The 15,215-nt window shown below is 68.5% G+C and carries 19 protein-coding genes and 1 pseudogene; 13 read left to right on the top strand and 7 right to left on the bottom strand.

The window, feature by feature from the left end:
- The coding region (locus tag P3G67_RS36235) for a universal stress protein (RefSeq protein WP_276096234.1) at positions 1-100 on the bottom strand (100 nt) is incomplete at its 3' end.
- A gap of 396 nt (positions 101-496) precedes the next feature.
- A pseudogene (locus P3G67_RS31205) lies at positions 497-634 on the bottom strand (IS5/IS1182 family transposase); the annotation flags it as partial.
- Positions 635-812: 178 nt separating this feature from the next.
- Between P3G67_RS31205 and P3G67_RS31210 the strand changes: the two are divergent.
- The 3 genes from P3G67_RS31210 to P3G67_RS31220 all read left to right on the top strand — a co-directional run bounded on the left by P3G67_RS31210 (position 813) and on the right by P3G67_RS31220 (position 3,098).
- Positions 813-1,625, top strand: a complete 813-nt coding sequence (locus tag P3G67_RS31210; protein WP_276096493.1) for a CBS domain-containing protein — start codon at positions 813-815, stop codon at positions 1,623-1,625.
- Positions 1,626-1,716: 91 nt separating this feature from the next.
- Complete coding sequence (locus tag P3G67_RS31215) at positions 1,717-2,598, top strand: universal stress protein (RefSeq protein WP_276096494.1); 882 nt, start codon at positions 1,717-1,719, stop codon at positions 2,596-2,598.
- Between the two features lie 41 nt (positions 2,599-2,639).
- A complete protein-coding gene (locus tag P3G67_RS31220; RefSeq protein ID WP_276096495.1) occupies positions 2,640-3,098 on the top strand; it encodes a CBS domain-containing protein in 459 nt (152 codons plus the stop codon).
- Positions 3,099-3,122: 24 nt separating this feature from the next.
- On the opposite strand, the gene P3G67_RS31225 is transcribed toward P3G67_RS31220, so the two are convergent.
- Both P3G67_RS31225 and P3G67_RS31230 read right to left on the bottom strand, forming a co-directional pair.
- A complete protein-coding gene (locus P3G67_RS31225) occupies positions 3,123-3,578 on the bottom strand; it encodes a universal stress protein (RefSeq protein WP_276096496.1) in 456 nt (151 codons plus the stop codon).
- 89 nt (positions 3,579-3,667) lie between these two features.
- The gene (locus P3G67_RS31230; protein ID WP_276096497.1) at positions 3,668-4,237 is read right to left on the bottom strand and encodes an Rv1733c family protein; all 570 of its coding nucleotides are present in this window, start codon (positions 4,235-4,237) and stop codon (positions 3,668-3,670) included.
- 300 nt (positions 4,238-4,537) lie between these two features.
- Here P3G67_RS31230 and P3G67_RS31235 point away from each other — a divergent pair, with 300 nt between their 5' ends.
- The 5 genes from P3G67_RS31235 to ppk2 all read left to right on the top strand — a co-directional run bounded on the left by P3G67_RS31235 (position 4,538) and on the right by ppk2 (position 8,641).
- Entirely contained in the window at positions 4,538-5,413 is an 876-nt protein-coding gene (locus P3G67_RS31235; RefSeq protein ID WP_276096498.1) for a universal stress protein, read from the top strand.
- Positions 5,414-5,436: 23 nt separating this feature from the next.
- The gene (locus tag P3G67_RS31240) at positions 5,437-5,910 is read left to right on the top strand and encodes a cyclic nucleotide-binding domain-containing protein (RefSeq protein ID WP_276096499.1); all 474 of its coding nucleotides are present in this window, start codon (positions 5,437-5,439) and stop codon (positions 5,908-5,910) included.
- A gap of 205 nt (positions 5,911-6,115) precedes the next feature.
- On the top strand, positions 6,116-6,802 hold the full coding sequence (locus P3G67_RS31245) for a CBS domain-containing protein (protein ID WP_276096500.1): 687 nt from the start codon (positions 6,116-6,118) through the stop codon (positions 6,800-6,802).
- Positions 6,803-6,828: 26 nt separating this feature from the next.
- Positions 6,829-7,698 (top strand): universal stress protein, encoded by an 870-nt coding sequence (locus tag P3G67_RS31250; protein WP_276096501.1) that lies wholly within the window; start codon positions 6,829-6,831, stop codon positions 7,696-7,698.
- An 82-nt stretch (positions 7,699-7,780) separates the two neighbouring features.
- Positions 7,781-8,641, top strand: coding sequence for a polyphosphate kinase 2 (ppk2, locus tag P3G67_RS31255; RefSeq protein WP_276096502.1), 861 nt, complete (start codon positions 7,781-7,783; stop codon positions 8,639-8,641).
- A 360-nt stretch (positions 8,642-9,001) separates the two neighbouring features.
- On the opposite strand, the gene P3G67_RS31260 is transcribed toward ppk2, so the two are convergent.
- Together P3G67_RS31260 and P3G67_RS31265 are read right to left on the bottom strand one after the other, a co-directional pair.
- A complete protein-coding gene (locus P3G67_RS31260) occupies positions 9,002-9,505 on the bottom strand; it encodes an endonuclease NucS domain-containing protein (protein WP_276096503.1) in 504 nt (167 codons plus the stop codon).
- Positions 9,506-9,580: 75 nt separating this feature from the next.
- Entirely contained in the window at positions 9,581-9,985 is a 405-nt protein-coding gene (locus tag P3G67_RS31265) for a winged helix-turn-helix transcriptional regulator (protein ID WP_276096504.1), read from the bottom strand.
- Positions 9,986-10,129: 144 nt separating this feature from the next.
- Between P3G67_RS31265 and P3G67_RS31270 the strand changes: the two genes are divergently transcribed.
- The 5 genes from P3G67_RS31270 to P3G67_RS31290 all read left to right on the top strand — a co-directional run bounded on the left by P3G67_RS31270 (position 10,130) and on the right by P3G67_RS31290 (position 14,257).
- Entirely contained in the window at positions 10,130-11,014 is an 885-nt protein-coding gene (locus P3G67_RS31270; protein ID WP_276096505.1) for an SDR family oxidoreductase, read from the top strand.
- Positions 11,015-11,530: 516 nt separating this feature from the next.
- The gene (locus tag P3G67_RS31275; protein ID WP_276096506.1) at positions 11,531-11,740 is read left to right on the top strand and encodes a hypothetical protein; all 210 of its coding nucleotides are present in this window, start codon (positions 11,531-11,533) and stop codon (positions 11,738-11,740) included.
- 102 nt (positions 11,741-11,842) lie between these two features.
- Positions 11,843-12,928, top strand: a complete 1,086-nt coding sequence (locus tag P3G67_RS31280) for an IS630 family transposase (RefSeq protein ID WP_276096507.1) — start codon at positions 11,843-11,845, stop codon at positions 12,926-12,928.
- Positions 12,929-13,076: 148 nt separating this feature from the next.
- The gene (locus tag P3G67_RS31285) at positions 13,077-13,277 is read left to right on the top strand and encodes a hypothetical protein (RefSeq protein WP_276096508.1); all 201 of its coding nucleotides are present in this window, start codon (positions 13,077-13,079) and stop codon (positions 13,275-13,277) included.
- A 164-nt stretch (positions 13,278-13,441) separates the two neighbouring features.
- Positions 13,442-14,257 (top strand): hypothetical protein, encoded by an 816-nt coding sequence (locus P3G67_RS31290; RefSeq protein WP_276096573.1) that lies wholly within the window; start codon positions 13,442-13,444, stop codon positions 14,255-14,257.
- Between the two features lie 153 nt (positions 14,258-14,410).
- On the opposite strand, the gene P3G67_RS31295 is transcribed toward P3G67_RS31290, so the two are convergent.
- Entirely contained in the window at positions 14,411-15,160 is a 750-nt protein-coding gene (locus P3G67_RS31295) for a dienelactone hydrolase family protein (RefSeq protein ID WP_276096509.1), read from the bottom strand.
- Positions 15,161-15,215: the final 55 nt, after the last annotated feature.

Below are 15,215 nucleotides of genomic sequence, written 5' to 3' on the forward strand. Positions count from 1 at the left end.
GGCGGTCGGCCTCGGCGGCGGCCCAGTCGAGAGCGCGGTCAGAGTCCTCCGAGCCGTCGACGCCTACCACGATGTCTCCGGCCCAGGTGCTGGTGGTCATGGCTGCCTCCCGCGCTCATCGCCCCGCGTACTCGGCCGCCGCCCGCACAGCCTCCTGGCGTGGGGACCTCTTCGGCAGCCGTCTCCCGGATGGTCCGCGCCTCGGACTCGGCCCCCTCCAACAGGGCCAGGGGTGGTGCCAGCTCCGCGGAGCGGTCGGCGGGAACGCCGGTGGCCGTCGGCCCGGGAGCGCTGGCCGGACGGAACCGCGTCAGGAAATCCCTGAACCCAGCCACGAGAGACCTCCTCACGGTGAGCCTCTGCCTCCGCTGCCTCTTCCAGGTTCTCGTACGGCCGGACACCTGTCGTCTGGAGAGGCGGGTTTCATTTGACTTCGGGGCGTATGGCCCGGGTTCGGGGCTAAGGACTCATGGCAAAAAGGGGCCTTCAGGCGGCGCCAGCAGATGATGCTGCAGCCGAGGGTGAGGAAGGCTTCGTGGAGGTCGCTGCGGATTTCCCAGCGGGTGCGTAGGCGGCGGAACCAGTGCAGGAGTCCGAAGGCGGCTTCGACGACCCAGCGGTGGACACCCAGGCCAGGATCCCGCAGAGCACCCGCCGGTCCTCCAGCCGTCTGCGCCCCGGATACCGCCGTCTGCGCTCGACCACAGGCAGCAGTCCACCGTCCAAGTGCTCTATGCCGTCCGGAGCGGCGGTGTGAGACTGGCCTTGAAGGCAGGCCGTGAGTGTCGTGACGGGTGCTGCGGGAGGTCACGATGAGCCAGCACGAGCACCATGCCGCCGGGGCGCAGGCACGCGGAGCGGTTCCCGGCCGCGATTGGCGCCCCGACGAGGCACACCATCAGGAGACGCTACTGCGCTACCTGGGCGCGGTCGCCTCGGCATCAGCGGCGCATGCCACCGAGCGTCCACCAGCCCATGTTCTCGGCCAACCGGTCCCGGCGGCGGAACCGGAGCCTGAAGGCCCTGCGGGAATCCAGGTCCGGGACGTGATGGACGTGTCCGCCGTACCTGTCCCGGGCGACATGCCCTTCCTGGACATCGCCCGGACCCTTTCGCGGGAACACCTCGGCTCGGTACCGGTGGTGGACGCCGAAGACAGGGCGGTGGGCGTGGTGTCGGAGTCCGATCTGCTCTCCAAGGCCGCGGTCGAGGCCGCCGAGCACCGCCCTGGCCCGATCCGCAGGCTGAGCGCCTACCGGCTGTACGAAAAGGCCAGGGGTGAGACGGCGTCCACGCTGATGACCAGCCCCGCGATCACCGTGCTGCCCGGCACTCCGGTCGTCGAGGCCGCCTGGTTGGCCGCCCGCTCCCGCCCGAAGCGACTGCCAGTGGTCGACTACAGGGGGCGACTGGTCGGCATCGTCCGCGGGGACGCGCTCCTTGGTGCTCTGGTCCGCGATGACGCGAAGATCCGGGAAGGAATCCAGTCCAGGATCATCGAGCACGACTTCCACCTCGATCGCGCCTCCCTCCAAGTCAGCGTCGACAACGGCGTGGTGAGCGTCGGTGGCACGCTCGACTCCACCCCGACTTCCCCAACTACTGGACGAGATCAGGCAGGTTGAGGACGTGACGGACGTGGTCGATCGGCTCACCGCCGTCTGACAGCGGACCGGCAACGCCCGGACATGGCACCCAGCGATGCGGGAGGAGACCATGGCAACTCCCCGAACAAAACGCCCCGTTGTCGTCGGCGTGGACCCGGACCCCGCACATCGCCTGGCCCTGAACTGGGCGGCCGACGAGGCGAGCCTACGACACCTGCCGCTGCGCCTGGTGCTCGCCCAGGGGATGCCGACCATCAGGGTCACCGAGGCGGACCTGGTCCCCTCCTGGGAGGAGTGGAACCGAACGCTGCACACCACGGGCCAACGCGCACTGGACGACGCGGTCGCCTTCGTCGAAGCCCACTACCCGCAACTCCCGCTGTCGGCCCAACTCGCGGAGGGCGAACCGGCATGGGTGCTGCGTGAACAGGCGCGGGACGCGGCCATGGTCGTCCTCGGCTCGAACCGGCTGCCCGCCGCGAAGGAGATGTTCACCTCCGCATCCGTGGCCCTGCCGCTGATGGCACACGCCCCGTGCCCCGTGGTGGTCGTACGCCGCTCCCAGGACACCAGCGAGGAGCGCCCCCACTACGTGGTCGGCGTCGACGGCAGCCCGACGTGCCAGGCGGCCATCAACTTTGCCTTCGAGGAAGCGGCGCTGCATCACGCCTCGCTGCGCGCGATATGGGCCTGGCACCGGCCGGTCCTGGGCAGTCTCGACGAACACGCCGCGCAACAGGAGTGCCGCGAGCTGCTCTCGGAAGCGGTGTCCGGCCGGGCGTCCGTCTATCCGGACGTGGAACTGCACCACGAGGTCGTGCCCGGCCACCCTGTCGACGTACTCACCAGGGAGTCCGCCCACGCGCTGGGCCTCGTCATCGGGACGAGAGGACACGGCGGCTTCACCGGCATGCTGCTGGGCTCCGTGGGCCACGGCGCACTGCACCACGCGGTCTGCCCGCTGATCACCGTCGGCCCGCAGACGGAATGAGACGTGGACCAACCCGGCAAACGAAACCAGGAAGCCCGAACATGAAGATCTCCGACCTGATGATCTCGCCGCCCGTCACCGTCGCCCCGCAAGCGTCGGTACGCGCGGCGGCATTCCGCATGGACGAGCAGTCCGTCGGATCGGTACTCGTCGCCGAGGACGGCACCCTGAGGGGCGTGCTGACCGATCGTGACGTCGTGGTGCGGGCGGTCGCCCCCGGTCTGCCGACGGACACCACCACCGTCGCCGAGTTGATGTCCACCCACCCGGTCACCGTGGACGTCACCGACAGCGTCGACGCCGCGTACCGTGCCTTCCGCAGGTCAGGGGTGCGCCGCCTGCCCGTGGTGGACGGTCGTCGACTCGTCGGCGTACTCACCATCGACGACCTGTTCCTCGACGTCTTCCAACGCTTCGCGGACCTCCTAGGGCCGGTCTCCTGGAGCACCCTCCAGGAACCACCGGCGCGCCAGCAGCACCGCCCCACCGTCCAGTCCTGACCGCGTCGCCGCGATGGCTCCCACTCAGCCAACCCGACCGCGGACGATGACGACCGGGCAGGGGGCGTGCTGCGTGCAGTGCTGACCGACCGAGCCCAGGAGCGCCTCGGCGAACCCACCGTGGCCCCGGCTCCCCACGACCAGCAGCGAGGCGCCGTCGGCGGCGCGTAGCAGGACGTTCGACGGGTTGCCGTGCTCCACGGTGGTACGGATCTCCACCGGCGGCTCCGGCCCCACGGCTTCCTTGATCGCGTCCGCCAGAATCTGCTCGGCGATGCCCTCCAGATCGAGTGCCTTGGCGTCGGGTGGCAACCAACCGAACGAGGCGTAGGCCAGCGGAATGTCCCAGGCGATCACCGCCTCCACAATGCCGTGGGTCAGTTCCGCCTGTCGTACGGCCCAGCGGAGGGCTTCCTTGGACGAGGTCGAACCGTCCACGCCGACGACGATCCGGGCCGTTTCACCGTGGCTTTTCGACATGACCACCTCCACTGCTCAGTTCGCCGCCGCTTCCCTTTCGGTATCGATGGCTGCCGCGGACCCCGTGAGAGATCGTTCGACCGGTTCCGTCAAGCGTGCCCGTGCGTCCAGCGTGGCTCCACCTCGGCCCACTCCCGCTCCCACGCCCGAGCACGGTGTCGTTCCAGTTCGAAGCGGACCACGGCCCGCCGGGCGCCAGCCGCCAGCGCACATACCCCGATGGCGACGCAGCCACCCGCCAGGTCCGCCAGCGCCGCCCTGTCGTCCGAGCCCAGTGGCGGATGGCGAAGTCGGCCCTTGGCATCGATCCAGACCGTTGTCGACGTACCAGCCTTGGTTCCCGCCGGCACTTCCGTGGCCGCGCTACGGGTGGAACGGTCCGGTGCCGACCACCGCACCGTCGCCTCGGCCTGCCCGGTGTCCGCCGCGCCGGTCGTGGTGAAGGCGGCGTCACCCGTCAGCACGGCCGCGGTACGGTGCCAGCCCTGCTGCTGGTGTACCAACAGCGCACTGGTCGCTTCGGCGGCAACCACCCCCGCCAACGGTGCGAACACGGCCGCCAGCAGCACCGTCAGCAGTCCGACGCACGCCTCGACGACGTCGGAACCGCGTCGAAGCGGACAATGCCGCCTCATCAACCGCCAGGTCTGCGCACTCATGGCCGTCACCCTCTTGTGCTTCCGGGCCCAGCCTGCCTCCACGCTCACGCGTCCGCACCTGCGCGGTGAACGCCGACCTGCCGTTGCCAGGGACCGTCCGTCCAGGAAGGAAAGCGGTCATGGTGCGAGGCCTTGTCCCCACGGACCACCACGGCGAGGCGTGTGTCCGGTGGCGTGGCCTTGGCCCATTGGGCCGAACCTCCTCGTTCGAAGGCCGTTGCGCCCACGCCAGCCGGCCCGCGGACTGACAGGCTGCGGAGTGAGCCCCACCGTGATTTCACCGAGAGGCGGCGAAGAGGCATGTCCCTTCCCTTGGTCGTGGGCACCGACGGTTCGGACGCCGCACTGCGCGCGGTGGACTGGGCGGCCGACGAAGCCGCCCTCCGCGGGGCACCGCTTCGCATCGTGTACGCGTCACTGCTGGCGCACTACGAAAGGGTCGTGCCGTCCGTGCGTACCGCGCCCGCCTCGGGAGCGGTGTTCGCCGAGCACATCGTGGCCTCCGCCAGCGAACGCTGCGAGCGGCGCCACCCCGACCTGACCGTCTCGACCGAGATCCTCGCCGAAGACCCGGCGGAGGGACTGCTCGGGCAAGGCCGCAACGCCCTCGCGATCGTCGTGGGCAACCGCGGGCGCGGTGAACTCGCGGCACTGCTGCTGGGCTCGGTCGGCCTGTCCGTCGCGGCCCGCGCCCAGTGCCCGGTGATCGTCGTACGGGGCGAGGAAACGAAACCAGGCAACGGCCAACGCTGGATCGCGCTCGGCCTGGGCGACCGGGGCACCGGGACGGCCACCGTGGACTTCGCCTTCACGGAAGCGGTGCTCCGCGGCACCGGGGTAGCCGTCGTCCACGCGTGGCGAAGCAACTACCCGGAGACGCCGACAGCCCATACGGGCCAGTTGGACGATGCCAGACAGTCCGCGCAACGCGAGGCCGAAGAGTGGCTGGAAGAGGCGCTGCGCGACGCCACGGCCAAGCATCCCGAGGTCCGGGTACGTCGTGAGGTCGTCGAGGGACACGCCCGCCAGTCGCTGCTGGACGCGGCCCGATCCGCCGAACTGCTCGTGGTGGGCGCCAGGCGACGTTCGGACGCCTTTGGCCTGCAACTTGGTCCGGTGAACCACGCGATGCTGCACCACGCCCCCTGCCCGGTCGCCGTCGTTCCGCACCAGTAGCGGCCGAAAGGAGGTGCAGCTTCATGACCGGCCGAAGCCCCAGCCTGGGCTCCACGTTCCTTGGCGGGATCCCACCAGCCAAACAGAAGACCCTGATGGAGCTGAGCCACGAGGTGACGTTCGCGGCCGGCCACCGCATCTTCCACGAGGGCGGCAGGGCCGACCGCTTCTGGGTGCTGCGCTCTGGCAGGGTCGCGCTCGACCTCCATGTGCCCGGGCGCCGGGCAGCCGATGTGGAGCTGCTGGAGTCGGAGGACCTGCTGGGCTGGTCCTGGCTGTTCCCGCCGTACGTGTGGCGTCTGGGCGCGAGAGCGCTGACCGAGGTACGTGCCGACGAGTTCGACGCCGAGGCGGTACGCGCCCTGTGCGCGGGAGACCCGGAACTGGGACAGGCGGTCGCCGTGGGCGTGGCCGCCGTCGTCGGCCACCGCCTGGTGACGGCCCGCACCCGACTGCTGGACCTGTACGCGCCGTACGGCAGCGGCGAGCGCGGATGAGAACGGCACTGACATCAACGCACCTGGATCCGATGGCCGGTTCGACGCTCCGGGACACCACCCACCCGCCCGGGCCGGGCGGCCCATGGGCAAGGGCCCTTCGTCCGTGTGCGGGGCCGGACGTCGGATCGGACACTTGTGGTGAGGGTCATCCGACCCGGTGAGCGCTCGGGCCCGCGTCTGGCCATGAGAGGAGACGGGGATCATGCGGCATCGAAACGTCAGCGATCTCATGACGACCTCGGTCATCACCGCACGGCGGGACACGACGTTCAAGGAGATCGCCGGACTGCTCGCGGAACATGACATCACGGCCGTGCCCGTGGTGGACGACAACGACCGCCCGGTGGGCATGGTCTCCGAGGCCGACCTGCTGCGCAAACAGGCCGGGCAGCCCGACCCGGCGGGGCTCCTGGCGGAGGCGTTCGAGCGCTCCGAGCCCGGGACGGACGCGTGGCACGCGGACATGGCGAAGGCCGCTGCCACGTCGGCGGAGTGGCTGATGACCACTCCCGTGGTGACCGCCCGTCCCGAGTGGACGGTGGTGGAGGCGGCCCGGGTGATGGAGCAGCACAAGGTCAAGCGGCTGCCGGTGGTCAACGAGGCAGGGCAGTTGGTCGGCCTGGTCAGCCGTGCTGACCTGCTGCGGGTCTTCCTCCGCCGCGACCAGGCAATCCGGGAAGAGATCATGGACGACGTCCTCCTGGGAACACTGCGGCTGGCGCCGACCGACGTGTCCGTCAACGTCGTCGACGGACAGGTGAGCTTGACCGGCACCGTCGAGCGCCGGAGCCTGGTCCCGCTGGTGGCGCGGCTGTGCCGGGGTGTGGACGGCGTCGTCAGCGTCGACGCACGGCTGCAGTACCGGCATGACGACAGCAGCGGGGCCTAGGCCCGCCCCGCGGAACCGAGGCAGCGATGAACACCCTGTCCGCGGACATCGTCGTTGTGGGATTCGACCGGTCACAGGCCGCGTCGCAAGCGCTGGACTGGGCGGCCGACGAGGCCGCCCGGCGTGAGACAGAGCTGCACATCGTGCACGCCCTGGGCGTCTATATGCCGGACACCACCTATCAGGGCGTTCCCGACCAGCACCTGCTGGAAGCCGAGGAGGACTTGGAGCGGTCAGCACGTCGTGCCCAGGAGGGCCGTGACGGTCTGGTGGTGACCTGGGAGGCGGTCTGGGACGAGCCGGTGACCGCGCTGCTCCGCATGGCCAGGCAGGTCGCGCTGGTCGTGGTCGGTGCCCGGGGGCTGAATCGGTTCTCAGCGGTGCTGCTCGGCTCGGTGAGCCAACGGGTGGCCGCACACTCGGCCGGACCTGTCGTCGTTGTACGCGGCACACAGGACAAGGCCAACACCACCATACCGAGCGCGGTCGTGCTCGGCGCCGCCCCCGGCGAGTCGCCCGAGGCTGTGGAGTTCGCCTTCGCCGAGGCTGCCCGATGGCACGCACCACTGCACGTGGTCCGGGCGTGGTCGTACCCGCAGGCACTCCCGGGCTACCTAGCGGTGCCACCACCGGACGCCGAGGAGCACGTTGCCAAGGAACGCGCCGAACTGGCAGAAACGCTGGCCAGCGGCCGCTACGCCTTCCCCGACGTGGACGTGACGGAGGAGATCCGGCTGACCGAGCCAGAAGAAGCGCTGATCAACGCCTCCCACACGGCCCGCCTGGTGGTCGTGGGCGCACGACGCCAACGTCCCCCGCTCTCCATGCCCCTGGGCAAAGTGGTCCAACGCGTCCTGCACCACGCCTCTTGCCCGGTCGCGGTGATACCGATCTGACCGTGAGCCAGGCGGTGCGCCGGTGGTCTCCGCCTAGCCGTCCGTAGCGTGGACCCCATCAAGGCATTGAGGAGGCGCGTCTGTGCCTGGCAAGAAGCACCCCACAAGGAGCAGGACACCAAACAGCCCGCCGGGAGAGCGGCTGCCCCGGCCGGTGTACGAGCGGGAGCTGCTCCGCCTTCAGACGGAGCTCGTCAAGTTGCAGGAATGGGTACGGGTCAACGGGGTTCGGCTCGTGGTTGTCTTCGAAGGGCGTGACGCGGCCGGAAAGGGCGGTGTGATCAAGCGGGTCACTGAGCGGCTGAACCCGCGCGTCACTCGCATCGTGGCGTTGCCCGCACCGACGGAGCGCGAACGCGGTCAGTGGTACTTCCAGCGCTACGTCCAACAGCTCCCGACGGCGGGCGAGATCGTGCTGTTCGACCGTAGCTGGTACAACCGCGCCGGTGTCGAGCACGTCATGGGGTTCTGTACCGCCGAGGAGTACGAGCGCTTTCTGTACCAGTGCCCGATCTTCGAGCGGATGCTGGTACAGGACGGCATCCTGCTGCGCAAGTACTGGTTCTCCGTCAGCGACGCCGTACAAGAGCAGCGGTTGCGCAACAGGCTTGAGGATCCCGTCCGCCGCTGGAAGCTCTCCGCGGTCGACATGGAGTCCATCACGCAGTGGGAAGCGTATTCCCGCGCCAAGGACGAGATGTTCGCGCACACGGACATCCCCGAGGCACCCTGGTACGTCGTGGAAAGCGACGACAAACGCAGTGCCCGGATCAACATGATCGCCCATCTGCTGGCGTCGGTGCCCTACCGGGAAGTCGAGCCGGAGCCACTGCGCCTGCCAGCCCGACCACCGGCAACTGGCTATCAGCGGCCACCGCGTGACCAGCAGAAATACGTACCCGACCACGCCGCGCTCATGAACGAAGACGCAGGCGACGGATAGCGCGGCGGGTGCCGTCAAATGGTGCCGGTCAGAGCAGATTGCCCGTCAATGGCGGTTTGGCGAGGAACGTTTCCTGGTTGGCGAGCGTGGGCTCGTGCTGGGGGCCGATCGGCATCCCACCATCCGCCGGAACGCGACGTAGTGCAGTTTGGCCTCCGCCTCCACGTTCCCGGCGAAGTCAGCGACTTGTACAGCTCCCCGCATAGGTCCCGCAACGACTCCGGGGCCTCGTCGAGGATCGCCTGCACCGGCTTTGGTCGCCGCCACAAGCTGACGACAAGCCGCAGTCGGCCGACTCCTGCCGCGCTGCTCCTCGCGCCGACTCGGAGGAACCCGGCGCGGACTCCATCAGCAGCAGGCTCAACAGGCCAACAGTGAAGAGGCGGTAGCGCACGCGGTCGATGCGGTGACCCATGGGTGCACCGCGAATCGGTCGTGGCGGGTGAAGTCGGCAGCGATGCACACCACCCGTGGATGGCGCCGGTCGATACTGTCGGCCGCCGCGTCGCCCAACTCCCGCTTCACCAGGGCCTGGAACTCATGGCGACTGGCCCGGAGCCACGACAGATACGACACAGCCTGAGTGATTACGCCCTGGTCGCTCGTCCGCTTGTACTCGACGATCACCGGCGTGCCGTTCTCATCCAGCCCGAGAGTGTCGATCCGGCCCCGATGCCAGGGACCCGTCGAGTACTCCGACGCCAGAAACCGGATTCCGAGTATGACTCCCATGTTCCGCTCGATGATCCGCTGCAGGTGCCCCTCCAGGGCCACCGTCCTGCCTGCCACCTCAACGGCCCGACCACCCTCGATGCGCAACAGCTTGAGATCGCACCTAGCCCCGATCCTCCCCATGTCGTTCATCCGCAAAGGAACAATCGGCAATGACCAGACTGTCGGCCGCCGCCGATTACCGGGTGCGCTCAGTACGGTCGTCGATTACCGGGTGCGCTCAGTGCGGTCGTCGTACTCTTCGCGGGCGGTGATGACTTCTTCGATATGCAGCACGGACCACTCCGTGAGCGCCTTCAGCGGTTCCCGCAGCGTCTGGCCGAGCGCGGTCAGCTCATACTCCACGTGTGGCGGCACCTCTGGGTAGACGGTCCGGCTGATCAGCCCGTCGCGTTCGAGGGTGCGCAGCGTCTGGGTGAGCATCTTCTCGCTCACGCCCGCCAGCGCCTGCCGGAGCTGGCCGAACCGGGAGGTCCCGTTCTGGCCGAGTTCGCCCAGTACAAGGACCGCCCACTTGCTGCCGATCTGGTCGAGCAGGTCCCGCGACGGGCAGCCGCGCTCGTACGGGTCGAATGACGGTATGGACTCGGTCACGTTCTCGACAGAAGCCATACGGCTCACCTCAATGCTATCGGTCCGGTAAGTACCGTACCAAGAAGTGGCTACTCCCCAACAGTGAGTGTGCAGGTCATTCTACGTGCCATCCCGCCGCGGACGGACCGCTGCAGGCGTGCGAGGCACGCGCGGATGGAAGGAATGACCATCATGTCGATCGTCGTCACTGGAGCCACCGGCCAGCTGGGCAGGCTCACCATCGAGGCACTGCTGCGGCGCGGGATCCCGGCCGCGGACATCATCGCGACCGGCCGGGACATCGCCAGGATCAAGGACCTGGCCGACCGAGGCGTCACGGTACGCCGCGCCGACTTCGCGGACAACGACGGCCTGGCCGAGGCATTCGCGGGGGCGGACAGGCTGCTGCTGATCTCGGCCTCGGTCCCCGTGGGCGAGCGGGTCGCCAACCACCGCCGCGTGATCGACGCCGCGGCGTCCGCAGGCGTGTCGCTGGTGGCATACACGAGCACGACGCACGCGGACACGGCCACCACCGTCATCGGTGCCACGCACGGCGAGACCGAGGAGTATCTGCGGGACCGCGGAATCCCCAGCGTGCTGCTGCGCAACGGCTGGTACCTGGAGAACTACACCAGCCAACTGCCGCAGATCCTGCAGAACGGCGCCGTCGTCGGCGCCGCAGGCGAGGGGCGGATCAGCGCCGCGTCCCGCGCCGACTACGCCGAGGCCGCAGCGGTCGTCCTCACCACTGAAGGCCACACTGGCGCCGTGTACGAGCTCGGGGGCGACGAATCCTTCACCCTGACTGAGCTCGCCGCCGCGATCTCCGCCGCGGCCGGAAGGCAGGTTACCTACGCTGACCTCCCGGTGACCGACTTCGCGCAGGTACTGGCCGCCGCGGGCCTACCCGCCGAGCTGGCGGAGGTCCTCGCTGACGCTGACCGCGGCATGAACCGCGGCGAGATGTACACCGACTCCGGCGACTTGCGCCGCCTGATCGGCCGCCCGCCCATGACCCTGGCCGAGGCACTCGCGGTCGCCCTGCATTCATATCTGCGCGGGTGAGAACCGTAGTTGTCGGCCTATGCGGAAGCTCGGGATCTGCTCACGCACGTGGTTGTCGTACACCCAAGAGACTGGCTTCCCCATGGCCAATTGGTCAGCGAGTGAGACGCTTGATGTGCAAGGGTCTGTTGCCTCAAATCACATACATCTGGCAGCCCGGTGCCGCCTCCAGCACCGACGCGACTTTCGACAGGACGTCAGCCAACTCGCCCCCCTTGCGGGTTGCGCGCGCATGGTGACGAAACGGCCGATCGTGCGCGTGGACATATCGGGAGGGTGCCGAACGGACCGGGCGGTTCGCGGTCGCTACGGCAGGTATCGGCGGGCCGTGTGCTGATGTGTCGCGATCCGCCTGGCGAACGCATCTGGAAGTGTGTGCTGCTACATCTCGCCACTCACCTTACTGGCGCTCGCTGGCTACCAGAGAGCCCCACAACGGCCAGGCGCCGCCCGTGGGGCACACCTGCTCTGCCCGCCAGCATGCGGCGGGCACCAGCGGGGCGCAGTCTGGGGTTGATGGATGATCGGCATCCGCCCGTGGTGGTGCACTCGCCGGGTCTGGCAGGTCGGCGAGTGACGATCAACGGTGAGTACGCGGGTCGAGTGCACCGGCCACGGGAACTGCGGGCTCTGCTGCACCGTGAAGGCGTGACCCCGGGCAGAGTACGGCTGGACGACCCCTCGTTGATCGAGTGGCGCGGTGGGGGACCGGAGGTGTGGAGCTAGTGATCTGGTCTTGAGTTCACGTTTCGCCACGTGAGTCGTCGTTCGTTTCAGATTGCGGTCTGGGCGGTGACAGCGGCCAGTCGGCTGCGGTCTGCTGGAGGTGTGGGCGACAGCAGGCTGCAGCCGCTGGTGTTATCCGAGGACGAGCGGCTGGTGTTGCAGGGGTGGGCCAAACGCCGGACGACCGCGCAGGGGCTGGCCAGACGGGCCCGGATCGTGCTGGCCTGTGCGGACGGGCTGAACAACACCGCAGTGGCCGCACGGCTGGAGACCGATCGCGCGACCGTGCGCCGGTGGCGGACCAGATTTCTCCAGCGTCGGCTCGACGGGCTGTCCGACGATCCCCGTCCCGGTGTGCCCCGCACCATCACCGACGCCCAGGTGGAAGAGGTGGTGGTGCGCACTCTCGAAGAGGTGCCCGAGGGTGCCACCCACTGGTCCAAGCGGGAGCTGGCCAGGCGGGTGGGGATCTCGCCGACGAGTGTGCTGCGGATCTGGCGGGCCTTCGGGCTTCAGCCCTGGCGGACGGAGGACTTCAAGATCTCACCGGACCCGCTGCTGATCGACAAGATCCGTGATGTGGTCGGGCTGTATCTGGCCCCGCCGGCGAACGCGGCGGTCTTCGCGATGGACGAGAAACCGCAGATCCAGGCCCTTGAGCGGACCGCTCCGGTGCTGCCGATGATGCCCGGTGTTCCCGAACGGCGCAGCTTCGACTACGTGCGGCACGGCACGGTTGACCTGTTCGCGGCCCTGAACACCGCGACCGGAAAGGTGATCGGCAAACTGTCCGCGCAGCACCGGGCCGTGGACTTCCGTGACTTCCTGGACGAGATCGACCGCCAGACCGATTCCGGCCTGGCGGTCCACGTGATCTGCGACAACCTCTCCGCCCACAAGGCACCGGTGGTGCACAAGTGGCTTCTTGCGCATCCCCGGTTCGAGCTGCACTTCACCCCGACCTACTCGTCCTGGATCAACCAGGTCGAGCGATGGTTCGCCGAGCTGGAACGGCGCTGCCTCGAACGCGGGGTGTTCTGCTCACTCGACGAACTGAAGACCGCGCTCGAGGACTGGATCAAGACCTGGAACGAGCAGGCCAGGCCCTTCAGATGGACCAAGACCGCAGACCAGATCATCGACCGCATCTGCCGCTACTGCGACAGGATCTCCGGACCAGATCACTAGGGCGTTGAGCCCGCCGGAGCAGGGCTGCTCCGGCACGTCCTCGGCTGTAAGGGTGGATGCGAGGACGGCCGCGTGTGCGCGGATTGCGGCCGGGGAAACGTCTCGGCTGACCCCATGCCGCATACGCCGCCGTTCGAGAGGTTCTTCTGTGAACAACATCCGCCGTACCACCGCGACCGTCACGGCAAGTGCCCTGCTCGCCCTGGGAGGCATCGCTCTGGCCACCCCCTCCCAGGCACAAACCCGCACCACCTCGTCTGGCGGTGCGGCCACCGGCACCTTTCAGAGCGCCCCAGCCGTGGGCCAGATCCTCCGGGGCGCCGGCTTCCTCCTCAGCGCGCTTGTCTGACCGCCCGGACTTGACCTAGCCGCTGGTCAGGCGCTGCGGCCGGTCTTCTTCGCCGAGGTCCTTCTGGGCCGTGGCCTTCTTCGCTGCCGTCTTCCAGGCGGGCTGCCTGGCTGCGGCCTTCCGCGCGGCAGGCTTCCTCGCCGGGCCGCCGGGGCTTTCTTGCTCTGACGTTCGAGCGAGGCGCGGGGTTCGGTGCCTGGCGTGAGCTGGCCGCGCACATCATGACCACGGGCTGGGTACTGAAGAACGAGTACGCGGGTTTCCCGCTGCTTTATCACTGGCGGGTTCTGCCTGACAGTCCCCCTGCTGACTTCGCTGATGAGTTCGGGGGCATTGAGGGAGCTGTCGCGAATTGGGATGGGTCGCCGGCGGTGCGCCGTCGACTGGAGGCCATTGGAAGGTCCTCCTTCAGCCTGGTGCTCTTCCTGGAGCATGTGCCCCAGACGCTCGCTGCGTGGCTCGGCGGTGCCCGTGATGCGGCCTGGCCGGAGCCAGGAGGCGAGTTGTCCTATCGGTGGGTCGAGGATGAACTGCTGCGGGGGACGGAGTTCATGAGCACGCGCGGGCTGGTCCACTTCGACGCGCACTTCGGCAACCTGATCACCGACGGCCAGCAGGTGTACTTCACGGACTTTGGGCTCGTGTTGAGCCGCGACTTCGAGCTATCAGCGGAGGAGGGCGCCTTCCTTGCCGATCATCTTGTGTACGACCGCTGCTACGTACAGGGCCACCTGCTTCGTCATCACCTGCCCGACGGCGTGCGTGGTGGCACCGAGCACGGGACCTTCCTGCGCGAACCGGGCCAAGGCCACCGACCCGACGGCGTTCCGCCCGACATCGGCGCGCTCATCGACCGTCACGCCCCGCACGTGATCGTCCTGGACGACTTCCACCATCGACTGCTCACGCAGAGCAAGCGCACTCCGTCCCCGGCAGCAGAGGTTCGGCGGGCCCTGGCCAGCACGTCATCGTCAGAGTAGTGACAGGCCAGTTCGCGTCCTACGCCCGCACGCGCCCGTACGTCTCGTCGTTGGCCGTCTCGATCATCAAGTCCCGGCTCCTACTTTGCGGCTGGCGTGTGAGTTAGGGACTGCGGGGCCGTGTACTTCAGGTGTGGTTTCCGGGCCGGAGCCTCAACTGTTCGCCAGGGTGCGATCAAGGAGGGGGAGCAGGCGGTCCCAGTGGCGCTGCAGTGCGGAGGGGTTGAAGGCGTCGGTGTCGGACATGGTGTAGCCGTGGATGGTGCCGGGATAGATCTCGATGGTGTAGCCGACGCCTGCGGCATCCAGGGCCTGGCTGAGCTTGCTGATGGACTCGGACGACATGTCGTTCTCGGCGAGGCCGAGGTGGACTTGGGCACTGATCTTGGGGACGAGGCGGTGCGGGCTGTCGGGCGCGTCCGTGACCAAGAAGCCGGGGTGGAATCCGGCGACGGCGGCCACTTGGCCGGGATGGGCCGCTGCGGTGCGCATCGCCAACGCGGCGCCTATGCAGTAACCGATCACGGCGACCGGTCCGGCGCTGACCTCGGGCTGGGCGGTGAGGAACCTGAGGTAGGCGTCGGCGTCGCCCAGTACACGTTCGCTGGTGTGCTCCTCGACCAAGGGCATCAGCTGGGCGATGACTGCGGGCCGGATCTCTTCTCCGATGTGCTCGGGAAGTTCGATCACCGGGGCCGCGCCGTGCCGGTAGTAGAGGTTGGGGACGAGCACGTAGTACCCGTGCTCGGCCAGTTCGCGAGCCATCTCCACTAGCACGGGCCGCACACCGAAGGCGTCCGTGTAGAGCAGCACCCCCGGGCGCCGCTCACCGCCGTCGGGGAAGGCGGCGAAAGCGTCGGCCTGGCCATCCGTGGTGGGAATCTGCAGCGTCTTGGTGGGCATGGCGTATCTTCCTTCCTCGGACTGATGCCAGTGCGCCTGACAACTGATGCCGTAC

This window comes from Streptomyces silvisoli (assembly GCF_029269905.1).
Taxonomy (GTDB): Bacteria; Actinomycetota; Actinomycetes; order Streptomycetales; family Streptomycetaceae; genus Streptantibioticus_A; species Streptantibioticus_A silvisoli_A.

Excerpts from the sequence above, each read along its gene's own strand:
- P3G67_RS31260 (WP_276096503.1), bottom strand. The coding sequence starts at position 9,505 with ATGAACGACATGGGGAGGATCGGGGCTAGGTGCGATCTCAAGCTGTTG.
- P3G67_RS31215 (WP_276096494.1), top strand. The coding sequence starts at position 1,717 with ATGGCAACTCCCCGAACAAAACGCCCCGTTGTCGTCGGCGTGGACCCG.
- P3G67_RS31220 (WP_276096495.1), top strand. The coding sequence starts at position 2,640 with ATGAAGATCTCCGACCTGATGATCTCGCCGCCCGTCACCGTCGCCCCG.
- P3G67_RS31210 (WP_276096493.1), top strand. The coding sequence starts at position 813 with ATGAGCCAGCACGAGCACCATGCCGCCGGGGCGCAGGCACGCGGAGCG.
- P3G67_RS31230 (WP_276096497.1), bottom strand. The coding sequence starts at position 4,237 with ATGAGTGCGCAGACCTGGCGGTTGATGAGGCGGCATTGTCCGCTTCGA.
- P3G67_RS31275 (WP_276096506.1), top strand. The coding sequence starts at position 11,531 with ATGGATGATCGGCATCCGCCCGTGGTGGTGCACTCGCCGGGTCTGGCA.
- P3G67_RS31265 (WP_276096504.1), bottom strand. The coding sequence starts at position 9,985 with ATGGCTTCTGTCGAGAACGTGACCGAGTCCATACCGTCATTCGACCCG.
- P3G67_RS31270 (WP_276096505.1), top strand. The coding sequence starts at position 10,130 with ATGACCATCATGTCGATCGTCGTCACTGGAGCCACCGGCCAGCTGGGC.
- P3G67_RS31240 (WP_276096499.1), top strand. The coding sequence starts at position 5,437 with ATGACCGGCCGAAGCCCCAGCCTGGGCTCCACGTTCCTTGGCGGGATC.
- P3G67_RS31250 (WP_276096501.1), top strand. The coding sequence starts at position 6,829 with ATGAACACCCTGTCCGCGGACATCGTCGTTGTGGGATTCGACCGGTCA.
- P3G67_RS31295 (WP_276096509.1), bottom strand. The coding sequence starts at position 15,160 with ATGCCCACCAAGACGCTGCAGATTCCCACCACGGATGGCCAGGCCGAC.
- P3G67_RS31235 (WP_276096498.1), top strand. The coding sequence starts at position 4,538 with ATGTCCCTTCCCTTGGTCGTGGGCACCGACGGTTCGGACGCCGCACTG.
- P3G67_RS31245 (WP_276096500.1), top strand. The coding sequence starts at position 6,116 with ATGCGGCATCGAAACGTCAGCGATCTCATGACGACCTCGGTCATCACC.
- P3G67_RS31225 (WP_276096496.1), bottom strand. The coding sequence starts at position 3,578 with ATGTCGAAAAGCCACGGTGAAACGGCCCGGATCGTCGTCGGCGTGGAC.